Source organism: Variovorax sp. GW821-FHT09A10 (assembly GCF_059418385.1).
Map to the genome: position 1 here is coordinate 40,487 of NZ_JBWKPT010000001.1, position 23,854 is coordinate 64,340.

General features: G+C 68.0%; 28 protein-coding genes. 12 read left to right on the plus strand and 16 right to left on the minus strand.

Going from position 1 to position 23,854, the window contains the following annotated elements:
• Positions 1 to 13: 13 nt before the first annotated feature.
• The 4 genes from AC07Q9_RS00195 to coaBC form a co-directional block, all read right to left on the minus strand.
• Positions 14 to 514, minus strand: coding sequence for a glycine zipper 2TM domain-containing protein (locus AC07Q9_RS00195; RefSeq protein WP_062474665.1), 501 nt, complete (start codon positions 512 to 514; stop codon positions 14 to 16).
• Between the two features lie 190 nt (positions 515 to 704).
• Positions 705 to 1,151 (minus strand): dUTP diphosphatase, encoded by a 447-nt coding sequence (dut, locus tag AC07Q9_RS00200; protein ID WP_101492295.1) that lies wholly within the window; start codon positions 1,149 to 1,151, stop codon positions 705 to 707.
• Between the two features lie 16 nt (positions 1,152 to 1,167).
• A complete protein-coding gene (locus AC07Q9_RS00205; RefSeq protein ID WP_495306839.1) occupies positions 1,168 to 1,608 on the minus strand; it encodes a hypothetical protein in 441 nt (146 codons plus the stop codon).
• Positions 1,608 to 2,831: a bifunctional phosphopantothenoylcysteine decarboxylase/phosphopantothenate--cysteine ligase CoaBC gene (coaBC, locus tag AC07Q9_RS00210; protein WP_095947300.1), complete on the minus strand. Its 1,224-nt coding sequence runs from the start codon at positions 2,829 to 2,831 to the stop codon at positions 1,608 to 1,610. Before coaBC ends, AC07Q9_RS00205 begins: the two co-directional genes overlap by 1 nt.
• Positions 2,832 to 2,955: 124 nt before the next feature.
• Here coaBC and pyrG point away from each other — a divergent pair, with 124 nt between their 5' ends.
• From pyrG to AC07Q9_RS00250, 8 genes are read left to right on the plus strand one after another with little or no spacing between them, the layout of a single operon-like run.
• Complete coding sequence (gene pyrG, locus AC07Q9_RS00215) at positions 2,956 to 4,638, plus strand: CTP synthase (protein WP_495306840.1); 1,683 nt, start codon at positions 2,956 to 2,958, stop codon at positions 4,636 to 4,638.
• Positions 4,635 to 5,492, plus strand: coding sequence for a 3-deoxy-8-phosphooctulonate synthase (gene kdsA, locus AC07Q9_RS00220; protein ID WP_062474657.1), 858 nt, complete (start codon positions 4,635 to 4,637; stop codon positions 5,490 to 5,492). Before pyrG ends, kdsA begins: the two co-directional genes overlap by 4 nt.
• On the plus strand, positions 5,489 to 5,779 hold the full coding sequence (locus tag AC07Q9_RS00225) for a DUF1330 domain-containing protein (RefSeq protein WP_062474654.1): 291 nt from the start codon (positions 5,489 to 5,491) through the stop codon (positions 5,777 to 5,779). The genes kdsA and AC07Q9_RS00225 overlap by 4 nt, the downstream gene beginning before the upstream one ends.
• Before the next feature lie 52 nt (positions 5,780 to 5,831).
• Positions 5,832 to 7,115 carry a phosphopyruvate hydratase gene (eno, locus tag AC07Q9_RS00230; protein ID WP_099796284.1) on the plus strand — a complete coding sequence of 428 codons (1,284 nt, stop codon included), beginning with the start codon at positions 5,832 to 5,834 and terminating at the stop codon, positions 7,113 to 7,115.
• A gap of 15 nt (positions 7,116 to 7,130) precedes the next feature.
• The gene (gene ftsB / locus AC07Q9_RS00235; protein ID WP_070059525.1) at positions 7,131 to 7,409 is read left to right on the plus strand and encodes a cell division protein FtsB; all 279 of its coding nucleotides are present in this window, start codon (positions 7,131 to 7,133) and stop codon (positions 7,407 to 7,409) included.
• A gap of 25 nt (positions 7,410 to 7,434) precedes the next feature.
• Positions 7,435 to 8,067 carry a nicotinamide riboside transporter PnuC gene (gene pnuC, locus AC07Q9_RS00240; RefSeq protein WP_495306841.1) on the plus strand — a complete coding sequence of 211 codons (633 nt, stop codon included), beginning with the start codon at positions 7,435 to 7,437 and terminating at the stop codon, positions 8,065 to 8,067.
• On the plus strand, positions 8,064 to 8,741 hold the full coding sequence (locus AC07Q9_RS00245) for an AAA family ATPase (protein WP_495306842.1): 678 nt from the start codon (positions 8,064 to 8,066) through the stop codon (positions 8,739 to 8,741). Before pnuC ends, AC07Q9_RS00245 begins: the two co-directional genes overlap by 4 nt.
• 52 nt (positions 8,742 to 8,793) lie before the next feature.
• A complete protein-coding gene (locus AC07Q9_RS00250) occupies positions 8,794 to 9,768 on the plus strand; it encodes a hypothetical protein (RefSeq protein ID WP_495306843.1) in 975 nt (324 codons plus the stop codon).
• Between the two features lie 3 nt (positions 9,769 to 9,771).
• On the opposite strand, the gene AC07Q9_RS00255 is transcribed toward AC07Q9_RS00250, so the two are convergent.
• Entirely contained in the window at positions 9,772 to 10,647 is an 876-nt protein-coding gene (locus AC07Q9_RS00255; protein ID WP_495306844.1) for an AraC family transcriptional regulator, read from the minus strand.
• A gap of 106 nt (positions 10,648 to 10,753) precedes the next feature.
• Between AC07Q9_RS00255 and AC07Q9_RS00260 the strand changes: the two genes are divergently transcribed.
• Both AC07Q9_RS00260 and AC07Q9_RS00265 read left to right on the plus strand, forming a co-directional pair.
• A complete protein-coding gene (locus tag AC07Q9_RS00260) occupies positions 10,754 to 11,533 on the plus strand; it encodes an SDR family oxidoreductase (RefSeq protein WP_495306845.1) in 780 nt (259 codons plus the stop codon).
• Positions 11,534 to 11,558: 25 nt separating this feature from the next.
• On the plus strand, positions 11,559 to 12,422 hold the full coding sequence (locus AC07Q9_RS00265; protein ID WP_495306846.1) for an NAD(P)-dependent oxidoreductase: 864 nt from the start codon (positions 11,559 to 11,561) through the stop codon (positions 12,420 to 12,422).
• 18 nt (positions 12,423 to 12,440) lie between these two features.
• Here the strand turns inward: AC07Q9_RS00265 and hslO are convergent, their stop codons facing one another.
• Positions 12,441 to 13,439, minus strand: coding sequence for an Hsp33 family molecular chaperone HslO (gene hslO, locus AC07Q9_RS00270; RefSeq protein WP_495306847.1), 999 nt, complete (start codon positions 13,437 to 13,439; stop codon positions 12,441 to 12,443).
• A 124-nt stretch (positions 13,440 to 13,563) separates the two neighbouring features.
• A complete protein-coding gene (locus AC07Q9_RS00275; RefSeq protein ID WP_489057369.1) occupies positions 13,564 to 14,088 on the minus strand; it encodes a gamma carbonic anhydrase family protein in 525 nt (174 codons plus the stop codon).
• A 39-nt stretch (positions 14,089 to 14,127) separates the two neighbouring features.
• Here AC07Q9_RS00275 and AC07Q9_RS00280 point away from each other — a divergent pair, with 39 nt between their 5' ends.
• Both AC07Q9_RS00280 and AC07Q9_RS00285 read left to right on the plus strand, forming a co-directional pair.
• On the plus strand, positions 14,128 to 14,940 hold the full coding sequence (locus AC07Q9_RS00280) for a ferritin-like domain-containing protein (protein ID WP_447743144.1): 813 nt from the start codon (positions 14,128 to 14,130) through the stop codon (positions 14,938 to 14,940).
• A gap of 8 nt (positions 14,941 to 14,948) precedes the next feature.
• Positions 14,949 to 15,629 carry a pentapeptide repeat-containing protein gene (locus AC07Q9_RS00285; RefSeq protein ID WP_495306848.1) on the plus strand — a complete coding sequence of 227 codons (681 nt, stop codon included), beginning with the start codon at positions 14,949 to 14,951 and terminating at the stop codon, positions 15,627 to 15,629.
• 3 nt (positions 15,630 to 15,632) lie between these two features.
• On the opposite strand, the gene AC07Q9_RS00290 is transcribed toward AC07Q9_RS00285, so the two are convergent.
• The 9 genes from AC07Q9_RS00290 to phnD form a co-directional block, all read right to left on the minus strand.
• Positions 15,633 to 16,085 (minus strand): MaoC family dehydratase, encoded by a 453-nt coding sequence (locus tag AC07Q9_RS00290; RefSeq protein ID WP_495306849.1) that lies wholly within the window; start codon positions 16,083 to 16,085, stop codon positions 15,633 to 15,635.
• 39 nt (positions 16,086 to 16,124) lie between these two features.
• Positions 16,125 to 17,258, minus strand: coding sequence for a thiolase family protein (locus tag AC07Q9_RS00295; protein ID WP_495306850.1), 1,134 nt, complete (start codon positions 17,256 to 17,258; stop codon positions 16,125 to 16,127).
• 94 nt (positions 17,259 to 17,352) lie between these two features.
• Positions 17,353 to 17,934 carry a TetR/AcrR family transcriptional regulator gene (locus AC07Q9_RS00300; protein WP_095947288.1) on the minus strand — a complete coding sequence of 194 codons (582 nt, stop codon included), beginning with the start codon at positions 17,932 to 17,934 and terminating at the stop codon, positions 17,353 to 17,355.
• Between the two features lie 45 nt (positions 17,935 to 17,979).
• Entirely contained in the window at positions 17,980 to 18,972 is a 993-nt protein-coding gene (locus AC07Q9_RS00305; RefSeq protein ID WP_495308195.1) for a Bug family tripartite tricarboxylate transporter substrate binding protein, read from the minus strand.
• 44 nt (positions 18,973 to 19,016) lie between these two features.
• Complete coding sequence (locus tag AC07Q9_RS00310) at positions 19,017 to 19,985, minus strand: Bug family tripartite tricarboxylate transporter substrate binding protein (protein ID WP_495306851.1); 969 nt, start codon at positions 19,983 to 19,985, stop codon at positions 19,017 to 19,019.
• Positions 19,986 to 20,058: 73 nt separating this feature from the next.
• On the minus strand, positions 20,059 to 21,162 hold the full coding sequence (gene psrA / locus AC07Q9_RS00315; RefSeq protein WP_495306852.1) for an iron-containing alcohol dehydrogenase PsrA: 1,104 nt from the start codon (positions 21,160 to 21,162) through the stop codon (positions 20,059 to 20,061).
• Positions 21,163 to 21,221: 59 nt separating this feature from the next.
• Positions 21,222 to 22,043, minus strand: coding sequence for a phosphonate ABC transporter, permease protein PhnE (phnE, locus tag AC07Q9_RS00320; RefSeq protein ID WP_099796268.1), 822 nt, complete (start codon positions 22,041 to 22,043; stop codon positions 21,222 to 21,224).
• Positions 22,040 to 22,900 (minus strand): phosphonate ABC transporter ATP-binding protein, encoded by an 861-nt coding sequence (gene phnC, locus AC07Q9_RS00325; protein WP_495306853.1) that lies wholly within the window; start codon positions 22,898 to 22,900, stop codon positions 22,040 to 22,042. The genes phnE and phnC overlap by 4 nt, the downstream gene beginning before the upstream one ends.
• Positions 22,897 to 23,760, minus strand: a complete 864-nt coding sequence (gene phnD / locus AC07Q9_RS00330) for a phosphonate ABC transporter substrate-binding protein (protein ID WP_489057662.1) — start codon at positions 23,758 to 23,760, stop codon at positions 22,897 to 22,899. The genes phnC and phnD overlap by 4 nt, the downstream gene beginning before the upstream one ends.
• Positions 23,761 to 23,854: the final 94 nt, after the last annotated feature.

A 23,854-nucleotide genomic window follows, 5' to 3' on the forward strand; every position in this document is an offset into this window, starting at 1 on the left:
CGCGGCCGACCGCTTACATGCGCGAGATGTGGCCGTTGTCGATGCGCACACGGTCGCCGATGCGCAGGTCGCCCGGGTTTTGCACGTCGAAGGCACGGTAGCCGCCCCGGTCGGTCTGCACCGAGACGCGGTAGCTCTCGTAGGCGCGTGGACCGTTCTGCTGGGCCTCGATGGTGTTGCCCAGCAAGGCGCCGCCCACGAGGCCGAGCGCCGTGGCTGCGGCACGGCCATTGCCGCGTCCGAACTGGTTGCCCACCACGCCGCCGATGAGACCACCCGCGATGGCACCGCCACCCGTGGTGCCGACGCCTGCGGTTTCGCTGCGCAGCACCTCGATGTTGGCCACGTGGCCGTACTCGACGTAGGCCGCTTCCTGGTACTGGATCGCCCGTGGCGGGGCCTGGTAGGGGTAGCGCGAGGTCTGGTAGACCGGGGCCGGCGCGACACAGGCCGTGAGCGTGGCCAGTGCGAGCACGGACGCAGTGACGGAAATGAAGCGCATTGAGATATTCATGAAAGAGGCTCCTCGAAGAAAACAGCACGCGCCCGGACGGGCCGCATGCCGGCCTGTGCCTAACGCCTCAGCCGAAGCCGCGATGACGAAAGACACACGCTGAAACCTTCGAGGCGAACCGCGCGCCGGCAGTTCCGCTCTTTACGCCTTGGATACTCAGGTGCCCTTCAGCTTTGCCGGGGGCAAAAGCTCAGTGCTTGCCGGTCGAGCCGTAGCCGCCCTCGCCGCGTTGCGAGGCTGCAAATTCGGTGACCACCTGAAACTGCGCCTGCACCACCGGCACGATGACCAGCTGGGCGAGCCGCTCCATCGGCTGCAGCACGAAGGGCGTGTTGCTGCGGTTCCAGGCGCTGACCTTCAGCTCGCCCTGGTAATCGCTGTCGATCAGGCCGACAAGGTTGCCCAGCACGATGCCGTGCTTGTGGCCCAGGCCCGAGCGAGGAAGGATCAATGCGGCGTAGGCCGGATCGGCCAGGTGGATCGCGATGCCGGTGCCCACCAGTTGCCAGGCATTGGGTTCGAGCGTGACCGGGGCGTCGAGGCAGGCCCGCAGGTCGAGGCCGGCGCTTCCGGGGGTGGCATACGCGGGCAATTGATCCACCATGCGCGGATCGAGGATTCGGACGTCTACTTTCACTGACTTGCTGCCTTGCTTACTTCTGTTGCTGTTCTTTTTGCCTGCGGGCGGCCTCTTCGAGCACCTGCTGCCACTTGGCGACCCCGGGCCTCAGGTTGAGCCCCTTGAGAAAACGCTTGCCGAACCAGGCGGCCGCGGCGGCCCCCAGGACCAGCACGGAGAGCGGCACGCCGATGGCCCACAGCACCAGGAACACCATCGCCCCCATGCCGGCCAGCACCTTGAGCGTGCCCAGGGGGATGGCCTTGGCGCCGTCCGCCTTCGCGGCCTCGCCACTGGCCGATTCGCGCCGCGTGGCCACGGTGCCCTGCGCACCGGGCGAAGGCGTCATGCCGACGTCCAGCCCGTGCTCGGACTCCTTGCCGGGCACACGGGTGGACTGTCCCGCACGCGCCGACAGCTGCTCCACATAGCGAGCGAAGTCGCCATTCGGCGGTGTGTTGGATTCGGTGTTCATCAGGCCCTCCAATCAGGAAGTCGCGCGGCAATTTCCGTCATCAGCTCGCGCGCCAGCCGGAGCTTGGGCGCACGGGGCAGCTCGCGCACACCCTTCGCGTCCACCAGCAGCAGCGCGTTGTCGTCCTGCCCGAAGGTCAGCGGGCCGATGTTGCCCACCAGCAGCGGAATGCCCTTGCGCTCGCGCTTGGCCTTGGCGTGCTCGGCGAGGTTCTCGCTCTCGGCGGCAAAGCCCACGCAGAACAGCTTCCTGGCTTGAGCGCGTTCACTCTTGGCCACCGTGAGCAGGATGTCGGGGTTCTCGACAAAGTGCAGCACCGGCGTCTGGCCGCTGCCGTCCTTCTTGATCTTCTGGTCGCTGTGCGTCGCCGGGCGCCAGTCGGCCACGGCAGCCGTTGCTACAAAAATGCTAGCTGCCTGCGCAGCGCGGGTGGTGGCTTCGAGCATCTCCTGTGCCGACAGCACGTCGATGCGGCTCACGCCGCGCGGCGTCGGCAGGTGCACCGGACCGGCCACCAGCGTGACCTCGGCACCGGCCTCGCGCGCCGCGCGGGCGATGGCGAAACCCATCTTGCCGGACGAGTGGTTGGTGATGCCCCGGATCGGGTCCAGCGCCTCGAAGGTCGGGCCGGCCGTGACGAGCACCTTCTGCCCCGCCAGCAGCTTGGGCTGGAAGAAGGCCGTGATGTCCTCGAGCAGTTGCGCCGGTTCGAGCATGCGCCCGTCGCCGGTTTCGCCGCAGGCCTGCCAGCCGCTGCCCACGCCCAGCACGGTCGCGCCGTCGGCCGACACCTGCATCAGGTTGCGCTGCGTGGCCGGATGGGCCCACATCTCGCGGTTCATGGCGGGGGCGATCAACAGCGGCACGCGGTCGGTCGGACGCGCCAGGCACAGCAGGCTCAGCAGTTCGTCGGAACGCCCTTGCACCAGCCGCGCAATGAAGTCGGCGCTGCAGGGCGCCAGCACGATCGCATCGGCCTCGCGGCTCAGATTGATGTGCGGCATGTTGTTCGGCTCACGGGCGTCCCACTGCGAGGTGTAGACGGTGCGCCCCGAGAGTGCCTGCATGGTGACCGGCGTCATGAACTGCTCGGCCGCCTCGGTCATCACGACCTGCACCGTGGCGCCCGCCTTCACGAGCAGGCGGCACAGCTCGGCCGATTTGTAGCAGGCGATGCCCCCTGTGAGTCCGAGGACGATGTGTTTGCCGGCGAGATCTTGCATGGGACATATTGTTGCTCACATACCGACAAGATCAGGAATGGGATGGCCTTCGGCCGTGGAGGCACAAAGGGGACACCTATAATCGCAATTTCCCACTGCCCGGATTCACGCGTCCGGAACTGGCATGACCAAATTTGTCTTCGTCACCGGTGGTGTCGTATCTTCCCTTGGCAAGGGAATCGCCTCCGCCTCGCTCGCCGCGATCCTCGAATCGCGCGGCCTCCAAGTCACCCTCATCAAGCTCGATCCGTACATCAATGTCGACCCCGGCACGATGTCACCGTTCCAGCATGGCGAAGTGTTCGTCACCGATGACGGCGCCGAGACCGACCTCGACCTCGGCCACTACGAGCGCTTCATCAACACGCGCATGCGCAAGGCCAACAACTTCACGACCGGTCAGATCTACAAGACCGTGCTCGAGAAGGAACGCCGCGGCGACTACCTCGGCAAGACCGTCCAGGTCATTCCGCACATCACGAACGAGATCCAGGAATACATCAAGCGCGGCGCCGGCATCGGCACCCCGCACGAAGTCGACGTGGCCATCGTCGAAATCGGTGGCACCGTGGGCGACATCGAATCGCTGCCCTTCCTGGAAGCCGTGCGCCAGATGAGCCTGCGCAACGGCCCGAACAACTCGGCCTTCGTGCACCTCTCGTACGTGCCCTGGATCGCCGCCGCCGGCGAGCTCAAGACCAAGCCCACGCAGCACACCGCCAAGGAACTGCGCGCCATCGGCATCCAGGCCGACGTGCTGCTGTGCCGCGCCGACCGCCCGATTCCCGACGACGAGCGCGCCAAGATCTCGCTGTTCTCGAACGTGCCCGAATGGGGCGTGATCTCGATGTGGGACGTGGACACCATCTACAAGGTGCCCCGCATGCTGCACGAACAGGGCCTGGACGGCCTGATCTGCGACAAGCTGCGCATCAATACGCCGCCGGCCAAGCTCACGCGCTGGGACGACCTGGTGTACGAGGTCGAACATCCACAACAGGAAGTGTCGATTGCCATGGTCGGCAAGTACGTCGACCTGTCGGACAGCTACAAGTCGCTCAACGAGGCGCTGCGCCACGCCGGCATGAAGAACCATGCGCGCGTGAAGATCGACTACATCGACTCCGAGACCATCTCGGCACAAGACGTGTCGCGCCTGGCCAAGTACGACGCCATCCTGGTGCCCGGCGGCTTCGGCCAGCGCGGTGTCGAAGGCAAGATCTCGGCCGCCCGCTTCGCGCGCGAGTCGAAGGTGCCCTACCTGGGCATCTGCCTGGGCATGCAGGTTGCCACCATCGAATACGCCCGCCATGTGGCCGGCCTCAAGAACGCCAACAGCACCGAGTTCGACCCGGAAACGCCTACCCCCGTGATCGCGCTGATCACCGAGTGGAAGGACCGCGACGGCACCGTGAAGACGCGCGACGAGAAGTCCGACCTCGGCGGCACCATGCGCCTGGGCGCACAAAGCTCCGACGTCACGCCCGGCACGCTGGCGCACAGCATCTACGGCGACGTGGTCACCGAGCGCCATCGCCACCGCTACGAAGCCAACGTGAACTACCTCGACGAACTGCGCAACGCCGGCCTCGTGATCTCGGCGCTCACGCAGCGCGAGCACCTGACCGAGATCGTCGAGCTGCCGCAGAACGTGCACCCGTGGTTCATGGGCGTGCAGTTCCACCCCGAGTTCAAGTCAACGCCGTGGGGCGGTCACCCGTTGTTCAACGCCTTCATCAAGGCGGCGCTCGACCACAAGGACAAGGGCGCGGGCAGCACCAGCAAGACACTCAAGGCCGTGGCATGAAGCTTTGCGGATTCGACATCGGGCTGGACCAGCCTTTCTTCCTGATCGCCGGCCCCTGCGTGGTCGAATCCGAGCAGCTGCAGATGGACACGGCCGGCACGTTGAAGGAAATCACGGCGTCGCTGGGCATCCCATTCATCTTCAAGAGCAGCTTCGACAAGGCCAACCGCTCCTCGGGCACGAGCTTTCGTGGCCCGGGCCGCGACAAGGGCCTCGAGATCCTGGCCAAGGTGAAGCGTGAACTCGGCCTGCCGGTGCTGACCGACGTGCACACCCACGAGGACATCACCGAGGCCGCCAAGGTGGTCGACGTGCTGCAGACGCCCGCCTTCCTGTGCCGCCAGACCGACTTCATCCACGCCGCGGCGCAGTCGGGCAAGCCGGTGAACATCAAGAAGGGCCAGTTCCTCGCGCCGCACGACATGAAGAACGTGATCGACAAGGCCCGCGCTGCCGCCAAGGAAGCCGGCCTGGACGAAGACAGCTTCATGGCCTGCGAACGCGGCGCCAGCTTCGGCTACAACAACCTCGTGTCGGACATGCGCTCGCTCGCGATCATGCGCGAGACGAAAGCGCCGGTGGTGTTCGACGCCACGCACTCGGTGCAACTGCCCGGCGGCCAGGGCACCAGTTCGGGCGGCCAGCGCGAGATGGTGCCGGTGCTCTCGCGCGCGGCTGTGGCCGTGGGCGTGGCCGGTCTCTTCATGGAGACGCACCCCGATCCGAACAAAGCCCTGAGCGACGGACCCAACGCCGTGCCGCTCAAGCACATGAAGGCCCTGCTCGAGACGCTCGTCGCGCTCGACCGGGTCACCAAGAAAAACGCTTTCCTCGAGGACAGTTTTCAAGCATGAGCAGTGGTTACGTCATCGCCCACGTCGAGGTCACGAACCCGACGCAGTACGAGGAATACAAGAAGTGGTCGAGCGTCGCGATGCAGGCGCACGGCGCCGAAGTCTGCGTGCGCGGCGGCCAGGTGCAGCCGCTCGAAGGCGACTGGAAGCCCACCCGCGTCGTCGTGCTCAAATTCCCCAGCTTCGAGAAGGCCAAGGCCTTCTACGAAACGCCCGAATACCTGAAGGCGCGTGAAGCGCGTGCCGGCGCCGCCATCATGAACATGATCGCGGTCGAAGGCCTTTGATTCCGTTTTTTGCCAGTCCACTCCACCAAGAGACCCAGAGAAAGAGATAGAGATGAGTGCAATCGTTGACATCGTCGGCCGCGAAATTCTCGACAGCCGAGGCAACCCCACCGTCGAGTGCGACGTGCTGCTCGAATCGGGCACCATGGGCCGTGCGGCCGTGCCCTCGGGCGCTTCGACCGGTTCGCGCGAGGCCATCGAGCTGCGCGACGGCGACAAGAGCCGCTACCTCGGCAAGGGCGTGCTGAAGGCCGTCGAGAACATCAACACCGAGATCTCGGAAGCCGTGCTGGGCCTGGACGCCAGCGAACAGGCCTTCCTCGATCGCACGATGATCGACCTGGACGGCACCGACAACAAGGCCCGCCTGGGCGCCAACGCCACCCTCGCCGTCTCGATGGCCGTGGCCCGCGCCGCGGCCGAAGAGTCGGGCCTGCCCCTGTACCGCTACTTCGGCGGCATGGGCGGCATGCAGCTGCCGGTGCCGATGATGAACGTCATCAACGGCGGCGCGCACGCCAACAACAGCCTGGACCTGCAAGAGTTCATGATCATCCCCGTGGGCGCCAAGAGCTTCCGCGAGGCCGTGCGCTACGGCGCTGAAGTGTTCCACGCCCTGAAGAAGATCCTGGGCGACCGCGGCATCAGCACGGCCGTGGGCGACGAAGGCGGCTTCGCCCCCAGCGTCGAGAGCCACGAAGCGGCCATCCAGCTGATCCTGGAAGCCATCGACAAGGCCGGCTACGTTGCTGGCGAACAGATCGCCCTGGGCCTCGATTGCGCGGCCAGCGAGTTCTACAAGGACGGCAACTACGTGCTGTCGGGCGAGAACCTCACGCTGTCGGCCGGCAACTGGGCCGACATGCTGGCGACCTGGGTCGACAAGTACCCGATCATCAGCATCGAAGACGGCATGCACGAAGGCGACTGGGACGGCTGGAAGCTGCTCACCGACCGCCTGGGCAAGCGCGTGCAGCTGGTGGGCGACGACCTGTTCGTTACCAACACCAAGATCCTGCAAGAGGGCATCGACAAGGGCATCGCCAACTCGATCCTGATCAAGATCAACCAGATCGGCACGCTGACCGAAACCTTCGCCGCCATCGAGATGGCCAAGCGCGCAGGCTACACGGCCGTCATTTCGCACCGTTCGGGCGAAACCGAAGACAGCACCATCGCCGACATCGCCGTGGGCACCAACGCCGGCCAGATCAAGACCGGCTCGCTGTCGCGTTCGGACCGCATCGCCAAGTACAACCAGCTGCTGCGCATCGAAGAAGACCTCGGCGACATCGCCGTCTACCCGGGCCGCGGCGCGTTCTACAACCTCAAGTAGCGCCTCGCAGCCTGCATGCGCGCGCGCTTCGTCCCTCCTCTCATCCTGGTGCTGCTGCTGGTCATCCTGCAGTGGCAGCTGTGGAACGGGCGCGGCAGCGTGCGCGAGGTCGCCCAGCTCAGAACCCAGCTGGCCGACCAGAAGGACGCCAACGCCAAGGCCGCCCTCAACAACGAGCGGCTTGCGTCCGAAGTCAATGACCTGAAAGACGGCCTCGAGATGGTCGAGGAACGCGCCCGCGCGGAACTCGGCATGGTCAAACCGAACGAAGTCTTCGTGCAGATCGCGCACTGACCCTTTCCTTCGCCACCGCTTCTCGATGCCAGAGCTTCTCTCGGCCTCCGCCTTTGCGCTGTGGGGCTCTCCCGTCACCTGGCTCGAACTCGTCGCCGCCGTGCTCGCGCTCGCGATGGTCGGCTGCAACATGCGCGAGATCCACTGGGGCTGGCCGCTGGCCATCGTCAGCTCGCTGCTCTACGTGGTGGTGTTCGCCAACGCACGCATCTACGGCGACGCCGCCCTTCAAGTTTTCTTTGCCTTCGTCGCCCTGTGGGGCTGGGCGCAATGGCTGCGCGGCTTTCGCGCTGACGGCAGCGCCCTGCGGGTGAGCCGGTTGTCGCCGCGCGGCACCGCGTACGCCCTCGCGGCCTGCGCCATTGCGTGGCCCGTGGTCGCCCTCTTCCTGCGCCGCTTCACCAACACCGACGTGCCCTGGTGGGACGGCTTCGTCACCGGCCTGAGCCTGGTCGGACAGTTCCTGCTCGGACGCAAGTTCATCGAGAACTGGCTCATCTGGCTGGCCGTGAACGTGGTCAGCGTGGGCCTGTTCATCCACAAGGGCCTGTGGCTCACGACGGCGCTGTACGCGGTGTTCGCCGTGCTCAGCGTGGCCGGCTTCCTGGCATGGCAGCGACGCCTGCCGAAGGCCGCCGCGAAGGCGGTGCCCGCATGACACCGAACCTGCCGACCGGCTGCGTCATCGCGCTCGTGGGTGCCGAGAGCACCGGCAAGACCGAGCTCTCGCGCGCCATCGCGCAGCGCCTGCAAGACCGCGGCACGCCCGTCACGCTGGTGGGCGAGTACCTGCGCGAATGGTGCGAGCGCGAGGGCCGCACGCCCCGCCCCGACGAGCAGCAGGCCATCGCCGACGAACAGAGGCGCCGCATCGACACCGCCGCCGCCACGGGCGTGGTGGTGGCCGACACCACGGCGCTCATGACGGCGGTCTACAGCGAACAGCTGTTCGCCGACACCTCGCTGTACGACAGCGCCCTCGCCGCGCAGCGGCGCTACGCCATCACGCTGCTCACCGCGCTCGACCTGCCCTGGGTGGCCGACGACATGCGCGACGGCCCGCATGCGCGCCAGCCGACCGACACGCTGGTGCGCGCCGCGCTCACGCGCGCCGGGCTCTCGTATGCGGTGGTGCACGGCAGCGGCGGCGAACGGCTGGCGAACGCATGGAACGCGATCAACACCATCGCCGGCAACGAAGGCCGTGCCCGCACACGCACCCGCCGCGATGCCAAGCCCGCCTCGTGGACATGGCCTTGCGAGAAGTGTTCCGACCCGGAATGCGAACATAAGCTTTTCAGCGACCTGATGGCGCGCCGCGACCCCACCTGAGCCTTTCGGCTCTTGCGCGTTCGCGCGCCCTCTCCCCCTCACCGGAGACCCGATGCCTGTTTCGATTGCTGCGCGCCGCGCTCCCGCCGCCGCCTTCCTCGCCCTGCTGCTGGCCGCCGGTGCCGCTTCTGCAGCCCCCGTGGCCGCCACCGTCGAGAACGCCACCACCTCCACGGCCTGCGCCGAAGAAGACAACGTGTCGATGGTGCTGCGCGGCGACGGCATCCGCCACCTGCGCATCGAAGCGCTGCAACCCAGCTACCTCGGCAGCATCGGCAACGACGTCACCGCGCCCGATTTCTCGGGCTGCAATTTCGACGGCGGCGCCCACCCCACCGACCCGGCGCACCGCTTCAGGAAGCGCACCGTCGTGCTGCTCGACAACGCGCAGTGGCGCATCGTCGGCATGACGCTGCCGACCTTCTGGCGCCCGGCGCGCGTGCCGGTGCAGGTCGGCATGCGCCACGACCGCGGCTTTCACCTGCTGCAGGTGTTCAAGAAGGAAAAAGGCAAAGCACTCGAGGCCATCGTGCTCTACCCCTCCGACGGCTACTGGCGCCTCAAGCCGCTGCCCGAAGCGCGCTTCGGCGACGGCGTGTACGGCTCGTCGTTCCTGCTCGGCCCGGTCGTGCAGGCCGGGCGGCCGGTGGTGAACATCGCGTCGATCCGCGTGGTGCCGAAGCCCCTCGCCATCCACCTGCGCTTCACCGACGGCGGCAAGGCGGTGGCGCGCGTGACCGAGATCAGCCGCACCCGCACAGCGCTCGACGTGACACTCTCAAAACCCACAGCGAGCGCGAAGCAGCCCTTCGCGGTGCTGCGTTCGATGTACGTGACGCCCGACAACGCCGACATGAGCGAGGTGCGCTGGCAGGCCTCGCCGCAGGCGGCCGAGCAGGTGTTGCCGCTGCCCGAGGTGAAGACGCTGAACGCCACGCAGGTGCGCTTCGGCCGCAGCCTGCCCTCGAAACACAACACCAGCGCGCCCGACATCGCATTCAGCGGCTTCGACGACGAAGCGCGCTGAACCCTACGCCGCGCGCCGCACCTCGCCGGGCGTGAGGCCCAGCACGCGGCGCATGCAGCGCGCCATGTGGCTCTGGTGCGAGAAGCCGCTCTCGAGCGCCACGAGGCTCGCGGGCATCTCGCTGTTCAGCAGCAGGCTGCGCGCGCGGTCGACACGGCGGTGCACCACATACGCATGCACCGCCTGGCCAGTCGAGCGCTTGAACTGCGTCTTCAAATGCGAGGCGCTCAGGCCCACGACCTCGGCCAATGCGGCCAGCGACAGGTCGCCATCCAGATGCGCCTCGATGAACTCGGTGACACGCTTCAGCTGCAACCGCGTCAGCCCCTGCGCGGGTGACGGCACCACCTGCGGGCCGGCCGCGATCAGCTGCACCGCGAGCGCGGTGCCGAGGCTGTCGGTGTAGAGACGGCCGTTGGGAAAGCCCGCACGACGCTCGGCGTCGAGCGCCCAGGCGATGTGCTCGATCTGCGAATTGCGAAACTGGTGGCGCTCGCCGAGCACCGCGCGCTCGGCCGGCAGGCCCATCTCGTCGGCCGTGCGCACGAGCAGCGCGGGCGCCATGCGCACCACCACCGAGGTGCTCGGCGATTCTTCATGCCAGATGTCGGTGCTGCCGGCCGGCAGGATGTCGAGGTCGCCGCGCGTGTAGAGAAAGCGATGGAACTGGCAGGCGCCCGCCACCGGCGCGCCCGCGTGCAGCTTGAGGCGGTGGTCGGGCAGCGCCTCGTACCCAACGACCCCGCCGGGGGTCTGGCGCACGTCGACGCGCAGGCTGTCGGTGGCGGGCGGCGCGACGAAGCTGTCGGCCGACAGCGCCACCTCGCACGCCACACCACCGTGCCCGTGCAAATCGGTGTCCAGATCGGTATCGCTCATCGAAACATTATGGGCCGCGCGCGGCGTGCATGCCGTCGACCGTTTGTGCTCCCCCACGGCTGAACGTGCGCGACCGCAAGCCGTGCGATCCGGATCATCGACGGCCATGAACACCACACCCCACACCCCCTACGCAGGCAAGAAAGCCGTCATCACCGGCGGCACCCTCGGCATGGGCCTGGCCACCGCGCAGGCGCTGCTCGACGGCGGCGCCGACGTGCTCGTGACCGGCCGCAATCCGCAGAACCTGGAGGCCGCGCGCCGCGTGCTCGGCCCGCGCGCGCATGTGCTGGCGTCCGACACGGCCTCGCTGGCCGACATCGACGCCCTCGCCGCCACGGTGCGCGAGCGCTTCGGCCGCATCGACCTGCTGCACATCAACGCGGGCATCTCCTCGCTCGAACCCTTCGAGCAGGTGACCGAGGCCGGCTACGACCGTGCCTTTGCGGTCAACACCAAGGGCCCGTTCTTCACGGTTCAGCGCCTCGCACCGCTGATGCCTGCGGGCAGCGCCATCGTCTTCACCTCGTCCATTGCCGACGAAGGCGGCATGCACGGCATGAGCGTGTACAGCGCCACGAAGGCCGCATTGCGCTCGATGGCCTCGGGCTTCGCGGCGGAGCTGGTGACCCGCGGCATCCGCGTGAACGTGGTGAGCCCCGGCTTCATCGACACGCCCACGCTCGGCGTGACCGATGCGAGCGCCGAGGAGCGCGCCGAGTTCATGCGCCTGGGCGACCAGATCACGCCGATGCGGCGCCACGGCACCTCGGCTGAAGTCGCGCGCGCGGTGCTCTTCTTCGCCTTCGAGGCGACCTTCACGACGGGCGCGCGGCTCACCGTCGACGGCGGGCTGGGCCAGGGCCTGACGCCGGGCGCCGCTTGATCCCATTTCTGAACAAGGACTTGACATGACCGACGTTTCCCTCATCGGCCTCGGCCCCATGGGCCTGGCCCTCGCGCGCGCCCTTCAATCTAAATTCACGCTGACGGTGTGGAACCGCACCGCCGAGCGCGCCAAGCCTCTGCTCAACCAAGGCACGGTGCTCGCACCCACGGCCCTGGCCGCCGTGCAGGCCAGCCCCGTGGTGCTGGTCTGCGTGGCCGACTACCCGGCGTCGCGCGCCATCCTCGCCGCACCCGGCGTTCACGATGCGCTGCGCGGCAAGGTGCTGGTGCAGCTGAGCACCGGCACGCCGCAGGACGCGCGCGACGACTGGGCCGCGCTCAGCGGCGTGGCGTACCTCGACGGCGCCCTGCTCGCCACGCCGGGCCAGATCGGCCGGCCCGACACGCCGCTCTTCATCTCCGGCGAGGCACGCGCCCTCGCCGCCTGCCGGCCGCTGCTCGAAGCCATCGCCGGGAACATCCAGCACATGGGCGAACCGATCGGCAACGCGGCGGCCTGGGACCTGGCCACGCTGTCATGCATGTTCGGCGCGATGAGCGGGTTCTTTCACGGCGTGCGCATCTGCGAAGCCGAAGAGCTTCCCGTGGACGGGTTCTCGCAGATGATCGGCGCGATCTCGCCAGTGCTGGGAGAAATGATCCAGGCCGAGGGCGAAGCCATCCACGCCGGCCAGTACGGCGAGCCCGAGAGTTCGATGGCCACCTGCGCGGGCTCGGGCCGGCTGTTCGTGAAGCAGGCGCGCGAGGCGCAGCTCGACGCGGGCTTTCCGGATTTCCTGATGGGGCAGTTCGAGCGCGCGATGCGCGCCGGCCTGGGCAACGAGCGCCTGGCCGCGATGGTCAAGGTGCTGCGGCAGCCGGCCTGACCGGCTGCACGGGGCCGCCTACTGGACGACCGGGCTGCCCGGCAGCTGGTCGCCCAGCGGCTTGAACAGCTGCGCGGTGTCGATCGCGTCGAAGCGGTACTGCTTGCCGCAGAAGTCGCAGCCGACCTCGATGTCGCCGCGCTCGGCGAGGATTTCCTCGGCCTCTTCCACGCCGAGGCCGCGGATCATCTGCGCCACGCGCTCGCGGCCGCAGGTGCACGCGAAGTGCGGGCCCAGCAGGCCGGCCTGCGGTTCGAAGCGCAGCAGCTTCTCTTCCCAGAACAGGCGACGCAGGATGGTCTCGACGTCGAGCGTGAGCAGCTCTTCGCGCGTGAGGCTCGACGCGAGGATCGAGATGCGGTTGTATTCCTCGTTGCGGCCGATGCGGTCTTCGCTGGCCTGGTCGCGGTCCTTGTCGGAGGTGCCTTCGAGGTTGCCCTCGCCCTTCACCGGCAGGCGCTGGATCAGCAGGCCGGCCGCCACCTTGTCGTCGGCCGCGAGCACCAGCGTGGTGTCGAGCTGCTCGCTTTGCAGCATGTAGTGCTGCAGCACATCGCTGAGCTTGCCCAGCTTCTCGCCGTCGTCGCCGAACAGCGGCACGACGCCCTGGTACGGCGTGGCGCCCGGGAGCTTGTCTTTCGGGTCGAGCGTGATCGCGCAGCGGCCCTTGTTGTTCACGTTGACCATGTCGGGCAGGCGCGCGTCGGCCGGCAGGTCGCCGATCACCTTGGCGGTGGCGCGCAGGCTCAGGTCGGGCTTGGCCTCGGCCACGGCCACCTTCACGGGGCCGTCGCCGAAGATCTGCAGGATCAACGCGCCGTTGAACTTGATGTTCGACTGCATCAGCGTGGCCGCGGCCGTCATCTCGCCGAGCAGTTCGGCCACCGGCGGCGGGTACGGGCCGGTGGCGGTGTTGGAGGCGCGCCGCGCAAGGATCTCCTGCCACGCATCCGTCAGGCGCACGATCATGCCGCGCACCGGCAGGCCATCGAACAGGAATTTGTGCAGCTCGCTCAAAACATCATCTTTCTCTCAATCAGGCTGTCTTCACGTGGAATACCGCGGAACCGGCTTTGCCGGGCCGCAGGTATTGCCCCCTGCAAGGGGGTAGGAGGCCACACGAAGTGGGCAAGCCTGGGGGTTAGCCAATTTTCTTCAGGCCCTTCGCGAAACGATGGGCGTTTTCTACATAGTGCTCCGCACTCTGGCGCAGCTTGGCGGCGGCCGCATCGTCGAGCGTGCGCACCACCTTGGCGGGCGAGCCGATGATGAGGGAGTTGTCGGGAAACTCCTTGCCCTCGGTCACGACGCTGCCGGCGCCAACGATCGAATTGCGGCCGATCCTGGCGTTATTCAAGACCACCGCCTGGATGCCGATCAGCGAGTTGTCGCCGATGGTGCAGCCGTGCAGCATCACCTGGTGCCCCACCGTCACGTTGTCGCCGATGGTCAGCGGGCAGCCGATGTCGGCGTGCAGCACCGACAGGTCCTGGATGTTGCTGTTGCGCCCGATGGTCAGCACCTCGGTGTCGCCGCGCAGCACGGCGCCGAACCAGACGCTCGCGTTCTCGGCCAGTTCGACATTGCCCATGACCTGGGCGCTGTCCGCGACCCATGCGCCTTCGCCAAGGCGCGGGGCAATGCCATCCAATTCGTAAATCGCCATCGTGGTTGTCTCCGGAGGGGCAAAACTAGAATTGTAGGGATGCACCCCCGATTGAGCGCGCTGGCCGCGCTGCGCCTGACAGACCCCGACGACAAGGTGGCCGCCACGCGCGCCACGGCTGCACAGGCAGCTACTGTTTCCATAGCACTCGAGCCCCTGCGCACGCCCGGCGACGATGAAGGCGTGCCGGGCCGTCCCGAGCGCCCGCTGCGCGTGGCCGCCACCGCCGTGCAGAAGCGCTCGCCCTTCACGCCCGAGGGCCGCGCCGCGCTGATCCATTCGATCTGCCACATCGAGTTCAACGCGATCAACCTCGCGCTGGACGCCGTGTGGCGCTACGACGGCATGCCCGAGGCCTACTACCGCGACTGGCTGCGCGTGGCCGACGAGGAGGCGCAGCACTTCACGCTGCTGCACACGCACCTGCAGGCCATGGGCTGGCGCTACGGCGACTTTCCAGGCCACGACGGCCTGTGGAACATGTGCGAGAAGACCAAGGACGACGTGCTCGCGCGCATGGCGCTGGTGCCGCGCACGCTCGAGGCGCGCGGGCTCGACGCCACGCCGCTGATCCAGTCCAAGCTCAAGCGCGTGAACACGCCCGATGCGCTGCGGGCGGTCGAGATCCTCGACATCATCCTGCGCGACGAAGTGGGCCACGTGGCCATCGGCAACCACTGGTACCGCTGGCTGTGCGAACGCGCCGGGCTCGACGCCGAAGCCAACTACCCGGCCCTGGTGGCGCGCTACGACGCGCCGCGCCACAAGCCGCCTTTCAACCTCGAAGCACGCGGCCGGGCGGGCTTCAGCCCCGCAGAGCTGCGCGCGCTGACCGACTCCCGCCCCGAATAATTCTCGTGATGACCGATGTGATTTCCGACCAGACCTGGTCACGCGCCGAGCTGCAAGCCTGCCTGCAGGGCCGTGACACGCCGCCGCATTTTGAACGCTGCCATTTCGACGAGGCCGACCTGTCGCGCCTCGATCTGCGCGGCGCGCAGTTCACGCTGTGCAGCTTCGCCGAAACCTCCTTCGACCGCGCGCAGCTGGCCGACACGCGCTGGGTCGGCTGCCGCGCGCGCCAGGCCGACTTCGGCCTGGCCGACCTCACGAACGCGCGCTTCCAGGACTGCGACCTCAACAACACGCAGTGGGCGCGCGCCAAGCTGGCCTCGGCGCTCTTCACGGGCGTGAAGCTCACGGGCGCGCACTTCGGCGAGGTGTCGGCGCTGGGCGTCGTGTTCAAGGATTCGCTGCTGGTCGACGCGCACCTGCGCGGCCTGTCGTTCCGCAAGCAGACGCTCGCGCAACTCGACCTGTCGGAGGCCGACCTCTCGGGCTGTGATTTCCGCGAGGCCATCTTCGAAGGCGGCAGCCTGCGCAACGCGCACCTGAAGCTGGCTCGCTTCGAAGGCGCCGACCTGCGCGACGTGGACCTGGGCGGCCTGCGGCTGGCCAACGCCGCGCCGTTCAAGGGCGCGACCATCTCCCACCGGCAGGCCGCCGCGCTGGTCGAGGAACTGGGCCTGCGCGTCGTCTGAAATTCAGGACGTCGCGGTGCGGCTGTGCACCACCAGCTTGGGCGTGAAGTACTGCAGCACCTCGCCGCGCTGGTTGCGCGTCTGGCAGCGCATCGAGACCATCGCGCGGCCGGGCTTGGAGCGCGAGGGCGTGATGTCGACCACTTCGCTCACCACATGCAGCACGTCGCCGGGCCGCGTGGGTTGGGGCCATTGCAGCTCGCCGCCCGAACCGATGATGCCGTCGGCCAGCGGGATGCCGCTGTCGACCAGCAGCTTCATGGTGAGCGCCGCCGTGTGCCAGCCGCTCGCGGCCAGCCCGCCGAAGAAGGTGTTCTTCGCGGCCTCTTCGTCGGTGTGGAAGGGCTGCGGGTCGAACTGCTGCGCGAAGGCCTTGATCTGCGCCGCGTCGAGCAGGTGTTCGCCACTCTGGAAACGGTCGCCGACCTTCAGGTCTTCGAGATACAACTTGCCCATGGGAGTCTCCTTGTTGCGTTGCCCGTCATTCTCGGGCGATCAGACGCGCTCGAGGATGGTGGCAATGCCCTGCCCGCCGCCGATGCATTGCGTGGCGAGCGCATAACGGCCGTTCTCGCGCGCCAGCAGCGCCGCCGCCTTGCCCGTGATGCGCGCGCCGGTGGCGCCCAGCGGGTGGCCGATGGCCAGGCCGCCGCCGTCGAGGTTGACGGTGGCCGGGTCGAGCCCGAGGTCGCGGATGCAGGCCAGCGCCTGCGACGAGAAGGCCTCGTTGATCTCGACCACGTCGAGGTCGGCCACGCTCAGGCCCGCGCGTGCGAGCGCCTTGCGCGTGGCGGGAATCGGGCCGATGCCCATGACGGCCGGGTCGACGCCCACGGTCGCAAACGAGCGGATGCGCGCCAGCGGCTTCAGGCCGTGCTTCGCGGCGAAGGCGTCGCTGGTGACGAGCACGACAGCCGCACCATCGGTCAGCGGCGACGAGGTGCCCGCCGTGACCACGCCGTCGGGGCGGAACGCGGGCTTGAGGTTGGCCAGCGCCTCGGCCGAGGTCGAGGGGCGGATGCAGCCGTCGGCATCGACCACCTCGCCGGAGGCCAGGCGCACCGGCACGATCTCGCCAGCCAGTCGGCCCTGCGCACGCGCCTCGGCCGCCTTGCGGTGCGATTCGACGGCCAGCGCTTCCTGGTCGGCGCGGCTCACATTCCAGCGCTGCGCGACGTTCTCGGCGGTCTCGCCCATCGAGATGTAGGCATCGCTGTTCGCCAGCAGCTCGGGGCTGGGCGAGAAGTTGAAGCCGCCCTGCGGCACCATCGTCATCGACTCCACGCCCACGCACAGGAAGGCGTCGCCCATGCCCGCCTCGATCTGCGCGGCGGCGATGTGCACGGCCTGCATCGACGAGCCGCAGAAGCGGTTCACCGTCATGCCGCCCACCTCGTGCGGCAGCCCGGCCAGCAGGCCGACGATGCGCGCGAGGTTGTTGCCCTGCGACGCCTCGGGGTAGGCGCAGCCCAGGATGATGTCTTCGAGCAGCGCCGGATCGAGGTCGGTGCGCTGCAGCAGGCCCTGCACCACGCCAGCGGCGAGCGTGTCGGGGCGCACTTCGGCCAGCGCGCCCTTCTTCGCGAAGTGGAACGGGGAACGGGCGTAGGCGGAAATCACGGCTTTCATGGGAACACTCCTTGGAGAAAAACTACCTTCCAATCGGTAGGCTTCGGGGTTCAAAAAAAGGCACGCCCGGCGTGCCCGTGGTGAAACGGATCGGTCAGTCCAGCGGCAGCGCGCGCCGCAGTTGCGCGATGGCGTCGTCGAAGTCTTCGACGCGGCCCGTCATGCGGGACGCGAGCAGCGCGCCCTGGCACGACGAGAACACGAAGGCCGCGAGCGAAGCCACGGGGTTGTCTTTTTGCGCCTGCGCCGGCACCAGTGCGCCGAGCACACCGGTGAGCCACATCACCTGCGTGTTGCGCAGGGCCTGCACGGCCTGGCGCAGGTCTTCGTTGATGCAGTCCCAGCCCGGCGCCAGCGCACCCGCCGGGCACAGGCCCGAGCCGGCCTTCAGCGTGTTGCGGTACATGCGGAAATAGGATTCGAGCGCGTCCTTGGGCTCGCGTGCGCGCGCCGCCACCCAGTCCTTGAAGCCCTGCGTGGCGCCCTGGATCACCGCGATGCCCAGCGCTTCCTTGGTCGGAAAGTGGTGGTAGAGGCTGGCCTTGCGCACGCCCACCGCGTTGGCCACGTCCTGGAAGCTGAAGCCCAGGTAGGAACGGGTTTCGATGAGCCCGCGCGCCACCGCGAGAATCTGATCGCGGGTGCCGCCGGGGGCCAGGGTGGAAGCGTCGTGCATCTACCTACTATAAGGTAGGCAAACCCGCCCCTGCAAGCGCCGGGGTCAATCGGCCTTGATGCCCGCGGCCTTCACGATGCGGCCGTTGCTCTCGAACTCGCTGGCGATTTCCTTGGCGAAGGCGGCCGGCGTGCCCGGGGCGGGCACGTTGTCGGTGGCCGTGAGCTTGGCGCGCAGCTCGGGGCTGGCGAGCGCCTTGTTGATCTCGGCGTTGTACTTCGCGACCAGCGCCGCCGGCGTGCCCGCGGGCGCGAACACGCCGAACAGCGAATGGATGTTGGCCGCGCTGTAGCCCAGCTCGGCCAACGTGGGCACCTGCGGCAGGCTCTCGAGCCGCGCGGGCGCGCCGGCCGCCAGCGGGCGCAGCTTGCCCGACTGGATATGCGCCGACAGCGTCGGGCTGGCGTTGGTCGACAGGATTTCGAACTGCCCGCTCAGCGCATCGTTGAGCTGCTGGCCGCCGCCCTTGCACGGCACGTGCGTGATGTCCACGCCGGCCGCCGCGCGCACCTGCTCGAGCACGATGTGCCCGAGCGAGGCCGGCCCCGACGTGGCCCAGCGCACCGCGCCCGGCTGCGCCTTCGCCTCGGCGATCAGCGCGCGGAAATCTTTCGCCTTGCTGGTGGGCGTGGCCACCAGCAGCACGGGCGAATACATCACGCTGGCCACCGGCACGATGTCCTTCAGCGGGTCGAACGGCAGCTTGCCCAGGTGCGGGCTCAGCACCAGCGGGCTGATGGCCGAGAAGCCCAGCGTCGCGCCGTCGGGCGCGGCCTTGGCCACGGCGTCCATGCCGATGGCGCCGCTCGCGCCCGCACGGTTGTCGACGATCACCGTGGTGCCCAGCTGCGCGGCGAGCCGGTCGCCGAGCGCGCGGGCGACCACGTCGCTCACGCCGCCCGCCGGATAGGCCACGATGAGCCGCACCGTGCGCGGCACGGCCTGCGCATGCGCGCCGCTGGCCGCGCACAGCGCCGCGGCGGCGAGCAGCCGGGTCGTGGTGCGGCGCGAAGGCTTGGAGGCGGCGAGGAAGTTCATGGTGTCGATGAAAGGCATGCGTCGAGGAGAAGAAGAAAGATCGGTCAGTCCAGCTGCAGCTTGCGCTCGCGGATCAGCTTGGACCATTTCTCATTGTCCGCCTTGACGAAAGCCGCAAAGGCCGCCGGGCCGAGTGGATGCACCTCGGCGCCGGCCGTCGCGAACTTGGCCTTGATCTCGGGCGTCGCCAGTGCCTTGGCGAGTTCACCCGACAGGCGATCGACCACCTCCTTGGGCATGTTGGCGGGACCGACCAGGCCTTGGAAGCCGACCGCCTCCATGCCCGCGAAGCCCATCTCCTTCACCGTCGGCACGTCGGGCAGTTGCGGATCGCGCACGGGGCCGGTCACGGCCAGTGCCTTGAGCTTGCCGCCCTTCACCTGCGGCAGCAGCACGCTGCCCGCGTCGATGAGGATCTGCGTCTGCCCGCCGAGCAGGTCCTGCACGGCCGGCGCGCTGCCCTTGTACGGCACGTGCGTCATGTCCAGGCCCGTCACCTGGTTCATGAGCTCGCCGTTCAGGTGCGTCGAGGTGCCGTTGCCGCCCGAGGCGAAATTGACCTTGCCGGGCTGGCCCTTGGCCCACGCCACGAACTCCTTGAGGTTCTTCGCCGGATGGTCGGGCCGCGTCACCGCGATGTAGCTGCCCTGGCTGATCTGGCCGATGTAGGTGAAATGCTTGATCGGGTCGTACGGCGGCTTGCTCTGCAGGTACGGCGCGATGGCGAAGGGGCCGGTGTTGGCCAGCAGCAGCGTGTAGCCGTCGGCTGGCTGGCGCGTGAGCTCGCTGGCCGCGATCATGCCGCTGGCGCCCGGCTTGTAGTCGACCACCAGCTGCTGCTTGAGCGCTTCCTGCAGCGGCACCTGCACCGTGCGCGCCGCGAAGTCGATGCCGCCGCCGGGCGGGTAGCCGACGATCAGGCGGATGGGCTTGGCGGTGGGAAAGCCCTGGGCGATGGCGAGGCCGGCGGTCGTGGCCAGTGCGAGGCCGGTGCAGAGTCTGCGAAGGTTCATGGATGTCTCTGGATCTCTCTTGAAGGGAGCATCCATTTTGAAACATCCCGGGCCCTCGCGGCCCCTGCGCAGCTCAGGCTTCCTGCACCTGCACGTCGTTGCCGATGAAGTTGCGCCCGCGCGCCCCACCCTGCGCATGGCGCAGCATCTCGCGCGCCTCGTCCTCGCCCACGCCGTAGTCGGCGAAGCGCGTCTTCACGCCCAGCGATTCGATGAAGGCCGCGAGCTGCGCCGGTGCATCGGCCAGCGGCATGCGCAGCGCCTGCGCGAGCACCGCGTCGCGGTCGGGCCGGCGGCCGATGGCGCGCGCCAGCACCATCGGCAGCGGGAACGAACAGGCGATGCCGTGCGGCAGGCCGTAGCGCAGCGTCATCTCGTAGGAGATGGAATGCGCGAGCGCGGTCTTGGTGTTGGAAAACGCCATGCCCGCCTTCAGCGCGGCGAGTGCCATGCGCCCGCGCAGGTCGACGTCGTCGAGCCGCGCCATGAGCTGCGGCAGCACCTCCAGCGTGTCCTGCACGGCCGCCACAGCGAAGGTGTCGGACAGCGGATTGGCATTGACGTTCCAGATGGCTTCGAGCGCGTGCGACAGCGCATCGAGCCCGCTCTGCAGCGTGACCGCCGCGGGCAGCGACAGCATCAGCTCGGGGTCGATGACGGCGTAGGTCGGCCAGGTCTGCGGCAGGTGCAGCGAGTACTTCTTCTGCCGCTCGCGGTCCCAGATGGTGGCCCAGGGCGTGACCTCGCTGCCGGTGCCCGCCGTGGTGGGCACGGCGATGAGCGTCTTGTGGCGCGTGGCCACGAAGGGCCGCTCGCCCGCGAGCCCCGCCACCAGGTCCGCGAAGCGCCCGTGGTCGTCGGCCACCATCAGCGCCTTCGCCGTGTCGATGGCACTGCCGCCGCCGACCGCGACGATCACCTCCACGTCGGCATGCGTGCGCCAGAACCACTCGTAGGTCTCGGCCAGTTCCGCCACATCGGGGTTGGGCCGCGTCTGGTCGAGCGTGCAGGCCAGCGCGTCGCCGAGCACGGCCTCCAGCCGGTCGAGCAGACCCAGCGCGCGCGCCTCGGGAAAGGTCACCAGCGCAGCGCGCCGGCCTTCGAGCAGCGTCGGCAGGGACAGCAGGGCCCCTGCCCCGTACACGCTGTGCACGGGGTTGTGGTAGTTGGCGCTCATGGAGAGGTTTCTTCAGGAGGCGGCGAACGCCGCGGGGAAAGACGCGAAGAGCGATCGGGTCACCGGTGCGCGCCCTGCTGGATCCAGCCACGCAGCCGGGTCGAGAGGTAGTCGGCGGTCATGACCATCACGACGATCACCAGGATGCAGGTCGCCGTGTCCTGGTACTGGAACAGCTTCATGCTGCCCACGAGCTCGAAGCCGATGCCGCCCGCGCCCACCATGCCCAGCACCGTGGCCTGGCGCAGGTTGGTCTCGAAGCGGTAGACGATCACGCCGATCCATGCGGTGACCACCTGCGGAATGACGCCGAAGATGATGGTCTGGATCGGTCCGGCACCGGTGGCGCGCAGCGCCTCGAGCGGGCCCTGGTCGATCTCCTCGATCGACTCGGCGAAGAACTTGCCGAGCATGCCCGCGCCATGCAGCGCCAGGGCCAGCACGCCGGGGAACGGACCGAGGCCCACGGCCGCCACGAAGATCAGCGCCAGGATGATCTCGTTGATGCCGCGCGTGATGTTCAGCACCTGCCGCATCGCGTGGAACACGGCGACGTTCGGCGAGATGTTGCGCGCCGCAAAGAAGCACAGCGGCACCGCCAGGATCACCGCGAGCAACGTGCCCCACAGCGCGATCTGCACGGTCTCGATGGCGGGGCCCACGAGCTTCTGCATGAACTCCCAGTTGGGCGGCAGCATGCGCCCGAGGAAGTCGGCGATCCACGGCATGCCCTTGGCCAATTCGCCGAAGCTCACCTGGCTGCCGATGGCGGCCCACCAGAGCACGCCGATGCCCGCGAGCACGGCGACGGCGTATTTCCACCACCCGGGGTTGCCGCCGCTCTTGGCGATCAGCACATTGAAGCGTCCGATGGCGATCATGATTGCTCCATGGCGAGTTGCGGAGCGGTGCGCGCCGGCACCGCGTGAAGGGCCGCGGCGGGCACGGTCGGCGTTGCGGCGGTCTCGGGTTCTGCGCCTCCAACAGCGGCTTCGGTGCCCTCGTCCACGCCACCCGGATAGATGAGGTGCAGCACCTCGTCGGTCAACTCGTCGGGCCGGCCTTCGAACACGATGCGTCCGCCCGCCACGCCGATCACGCGCTGCGCGAACTCGCGCGCGTAGTCGACCTGGTGCAGGTTGCAGATCACCGTGATGCCGTCCTGCCGGCTGGCCTGCTTCAGGTAGTTGAGCACCTTGCGCGAGGTCTTCGGATCGAGGCTGGCCACGGGCTCGTCGGCCAGGATCACCTTGGGCTTTTGCGCCAGCGCACGGGCAATGCCGACGCGCTGCTTCTGCCCGCCCGAGAGCGTGTCGGTGCGCAGGTCGGCCTTGTGGTCGAGCTCGACGCGGCGCAGGCATTCGCGGGCGATGGCGATGTCCTTCGCGGGGAACACCTGGAACCACGACAGCATCGCGGGCATGGAACCCAGCCGCCCCGTCAGCACGTTCTTGAGCACCGACAGGCGCGGCACCACGTTGTAGTGCTGGAAGATCATCGCGACGTCGCGGCGCACCTTGCGCAGCCCGGCGCGGTCACCGCGCGAGCGCTCGCCGTCCACGTGGATCTCGCCTTCGCTCGGCTCGGCCAGGTGGTTGATGCAACGCAGCAGCGTCGACTTGCCCGCACCCGACGCACCGAGGATGACGACGAACTCACCCTTGGCCACCGTGAGGTCCACACGGTGGAGCGCGGTGAAGTCGCCGTAGCGCTTGCACAGCCCGCGGATTTCGATCATTTCATCTTCCTCAGGTCGAGGTTCAGCACCTTGGCCGTGTCGCGGATGATGTTGTAGGCCGCGTCGTTGGTCGGGTGGAAACCGTTGAGCAGGCCCTGGTCGGACCAGGGGATGTCCTTCACCTGCAGGAAGGCGGCCTGCACGCGCGTCTTCAGGTCGGCGGGCAGGTCCTTGCGCCACACGGTGGGCGACTCGGGGATCGGGTCGGACTTCCAGACCTCGACCAGGTCTTCGCGCTTGACCAGGCCCTTGGACACGGCGGCATCGAGGATGCGGTCGGCAATGGCCGCGGCGTCCACCTTCTTGTTCTGCACCGCGATCGCGCTCGAGTCGTGCGAGCCCGAGAAGATCACGCGGCCGAAATCCTTGTCGGGGTTGAAGCCCGCCTTGATCAGGCCGGCCTTCGGGAACAGGTGGCCCGAAGTGGAGCTGGGATCGACGAAGGCGAAGGTCTTGCCCTTGAGGTCGGCCACCGTCTTGATGCCGGTGTCCTTGTGGGTCACGATCTGGCTGTGATAGTAGGAGCGGCCGGCCTTCTTGGTCTCGGCCACCGCGAAGGCTTCGATGTCGGCCACCGTGGTGCCCAGCACATAAGAGAACGGACCGAGGTAGGCCACGTCGAGCCGCTTGGAACGCAGCGCTTCGATCACCCCGTTGTAGTCGGCCGCCACGAAGGGCTTGACCGCGAAACCGAGGGCCTTGGACAGCATGTCCATCATGGCCTGGCTGTTGGCAATCATGGCGCGCGAATCCTCGGAAGGAATCAGCCCGACAGTGAGAACCTGCTGTGCCCGTGCCATCGGCACGAAGGCGGACGCTGTCACGGCGGCAGTGCCGAGCAGCAACTTTCTACGCTTCATCATGGTTGTCTCCAGTGGTCTGCGTTGCATGGAATCCTCAGGTCGTTTCGAAGGGCAAAAGTACCCGTCTCGAGTCTTCCAGTCGTGCGTGTCA

Bases quoted from the DNA above. Each gene is read 5' to 3' on its own strand.
- AC07Q9_RS00245 (WP_495306842.1), top strand. From the start codon at position 8,064: ATGACACCGAACCTGCCGACCGGCTGCGTCATCGCGCTCGTGGGTGCC.
- phnE (WP_099796268.1), bottom strand. From the start codon at position 22,043: ATGATCGCCATCGGACGCTTCAATGTGCTGATCGCCAAGAGCGGCGGC.
- AC07Q9_RS00280 (WP_447743144.1), top strand. From the start codon at position 14,128: ATGCACCCCCGATTGAGCGCGCTGGCCGCGCTGCGCCTGACAGACCCC.
- AC07Q9_RS00295 (WP_495306850.1), bottom strand. From the start codon at position 17,258: ATGAAAGCCGTGATTTCCGCCTACGCCCGTTCCCCGTTCCACTTCGCG.
- AC07Q9_RS00260 (WP_495306845.1), top strand. From the start codon at position 10,754: ATGAACACCACACCCCACACCCCCTACGCAGGCAAGAAAGCCGTCATC.
- AC07Q9_RS00285 (WP_495306848.1), top strand. From the start codon at position 14,949: ATGACCGATGTGATTTCCGACCAGACCTGGTCACGCGCCGAGCTGCAA.
- AC07Q9_RS00255 (WP_495306844.1), bottom strand. From the start codon at position 10,647: ATGAGCGATACCGATCTGGACACCGATTTGCACGGGCACGGTGGTGTG.
- pyrG (WP_495306840.1), top strand. From the start codon at position 2,956: ATGACCAAATTTGTCTTCGTCACCGGTGGTGTCGTATCTTCCCTTGGC.
- AC07Q9_RS00290 (WP_495306849.1), bottom strand. From the start codon at position 16,085: ATGGGCAAGTTGTATCTCGAAGACCTGAAGGTCGGCGACCGTTTCCAG.
- coaBC (WP_095947300.1), bottom strand. From the start codon at position 2,831: ATGCAAGATCTCGCCGGCAAACACATCGTCCTCGGACTCACAGGGGGC.
- eno (WP_099796284.1), top strand. From the start codon at position 5,832: ATGAGTGCAATCGTTGACATCGTCGGCCGCGAAATTCTCGACAGCCGA.
- phnD (WP_489057662.1), bottom strand. From the start codon at position 23,760: ATGAAGCGTAGAAAGTTGCTGCTCGGCACTGCCGCCGTGACAGCGTCC.
- psrA (WP_495306852.1), bottom strand. From the start codon at position 21,162: ATGAGCGCCAACTACCACAACCCCGTGCACAGCGTGTACGGGGCAGGG.
- AC07Q9_RS00310 (WP_495306851.1), bottom strand. From the start codon at position 19,985: ATGAACCTTCGCAGACTCTGCACCGGCCTCGCACTGGCCACGACCGCC.
- AC07Q9_RS00205 (WP_495306839.1), bottom strand. From the start codon at position 1,608: ATGAACACCGAATCCAACACACCGCCGAATGGCGACTTCGCTCGCTAT.
- pnuC (WP_495306841.1), top strand. From the start codon at position 7,435: ATGCCAGAGCTTCTCTCGGCCTCCGCCTTTGCGCTGTGGGGCTCTCCC.
- AC07Q9_RS00265 (WP_495306846.1), top strand. From the start codon at position 11,559: ATGACCGACGTTTCCCTCATCGGCCTCGGCCCCATGGGCCTGGCCCTC.
- AC07Q9_RS00300 (WP_095947288.1), bottom strand. From the start codon at position 17,934: ATGCACGACGCTTCCACCCTGGCCCCCGGCGGCACCCGCGATCAGATT.
- ftsB (WP_070059525.1), top strand. From the start codon at position 7,131: ATGCGCGCGCGCTTCGTCCCTCCTCTCATCCTGGTGCTGCTGCTGGTC.
- AC07Q9_RS00250 (WP_495306843.1), top strand. From the start codon at position 8,794: ATGCCTGTTTCGATTGCTGCGCGCCGCGCTCCCGCCGCCGCCTTCCTC.
- AC07Q9_RS00275 (WP_489057369.1), bottom strand. From the start codon at position 14,088: ATGGCGATTTACGAATTGGATGGCATTGCCCCGCGCCTTGGCGAAGGC.
- AC07Q9_RS00195 (WP_062474665.1), bottom strand. From the start codon at position 514: ATGAATATCTCAATGCGCTTCATTTCCGTCACTGCGTCCGTGCTCGCA.
- AC07Q9_RS00305 (WP_495308195.1), bottom strand. From the start codon at position 18,972: ATGAACTTCCTCGCCGCCTCCAAGCCTTCGCGCCGCACCACGACCCGG.
- phnC (WP_495306853.1), bottom strand. From the start codon at position 22,900: ATGATCGAAATCCGCGGGCTGTGCAAGCGCTACGGCGACTTCACCGCG.
- AC07Q9_RS00225 (WP_062474654.1), top strand. From the start codon at position 5,489: ATGAGCAGTGGTTACGTCATCGCCCACGTCGAGGTCACGAACCCGACG.
- kdsA (WP_062474657.1), top strand. From the start codon at position 4,635: ATGAAGCTTTGCGGATTCGACATCGGGCTGGACCAGCCTTTCTTCCTG.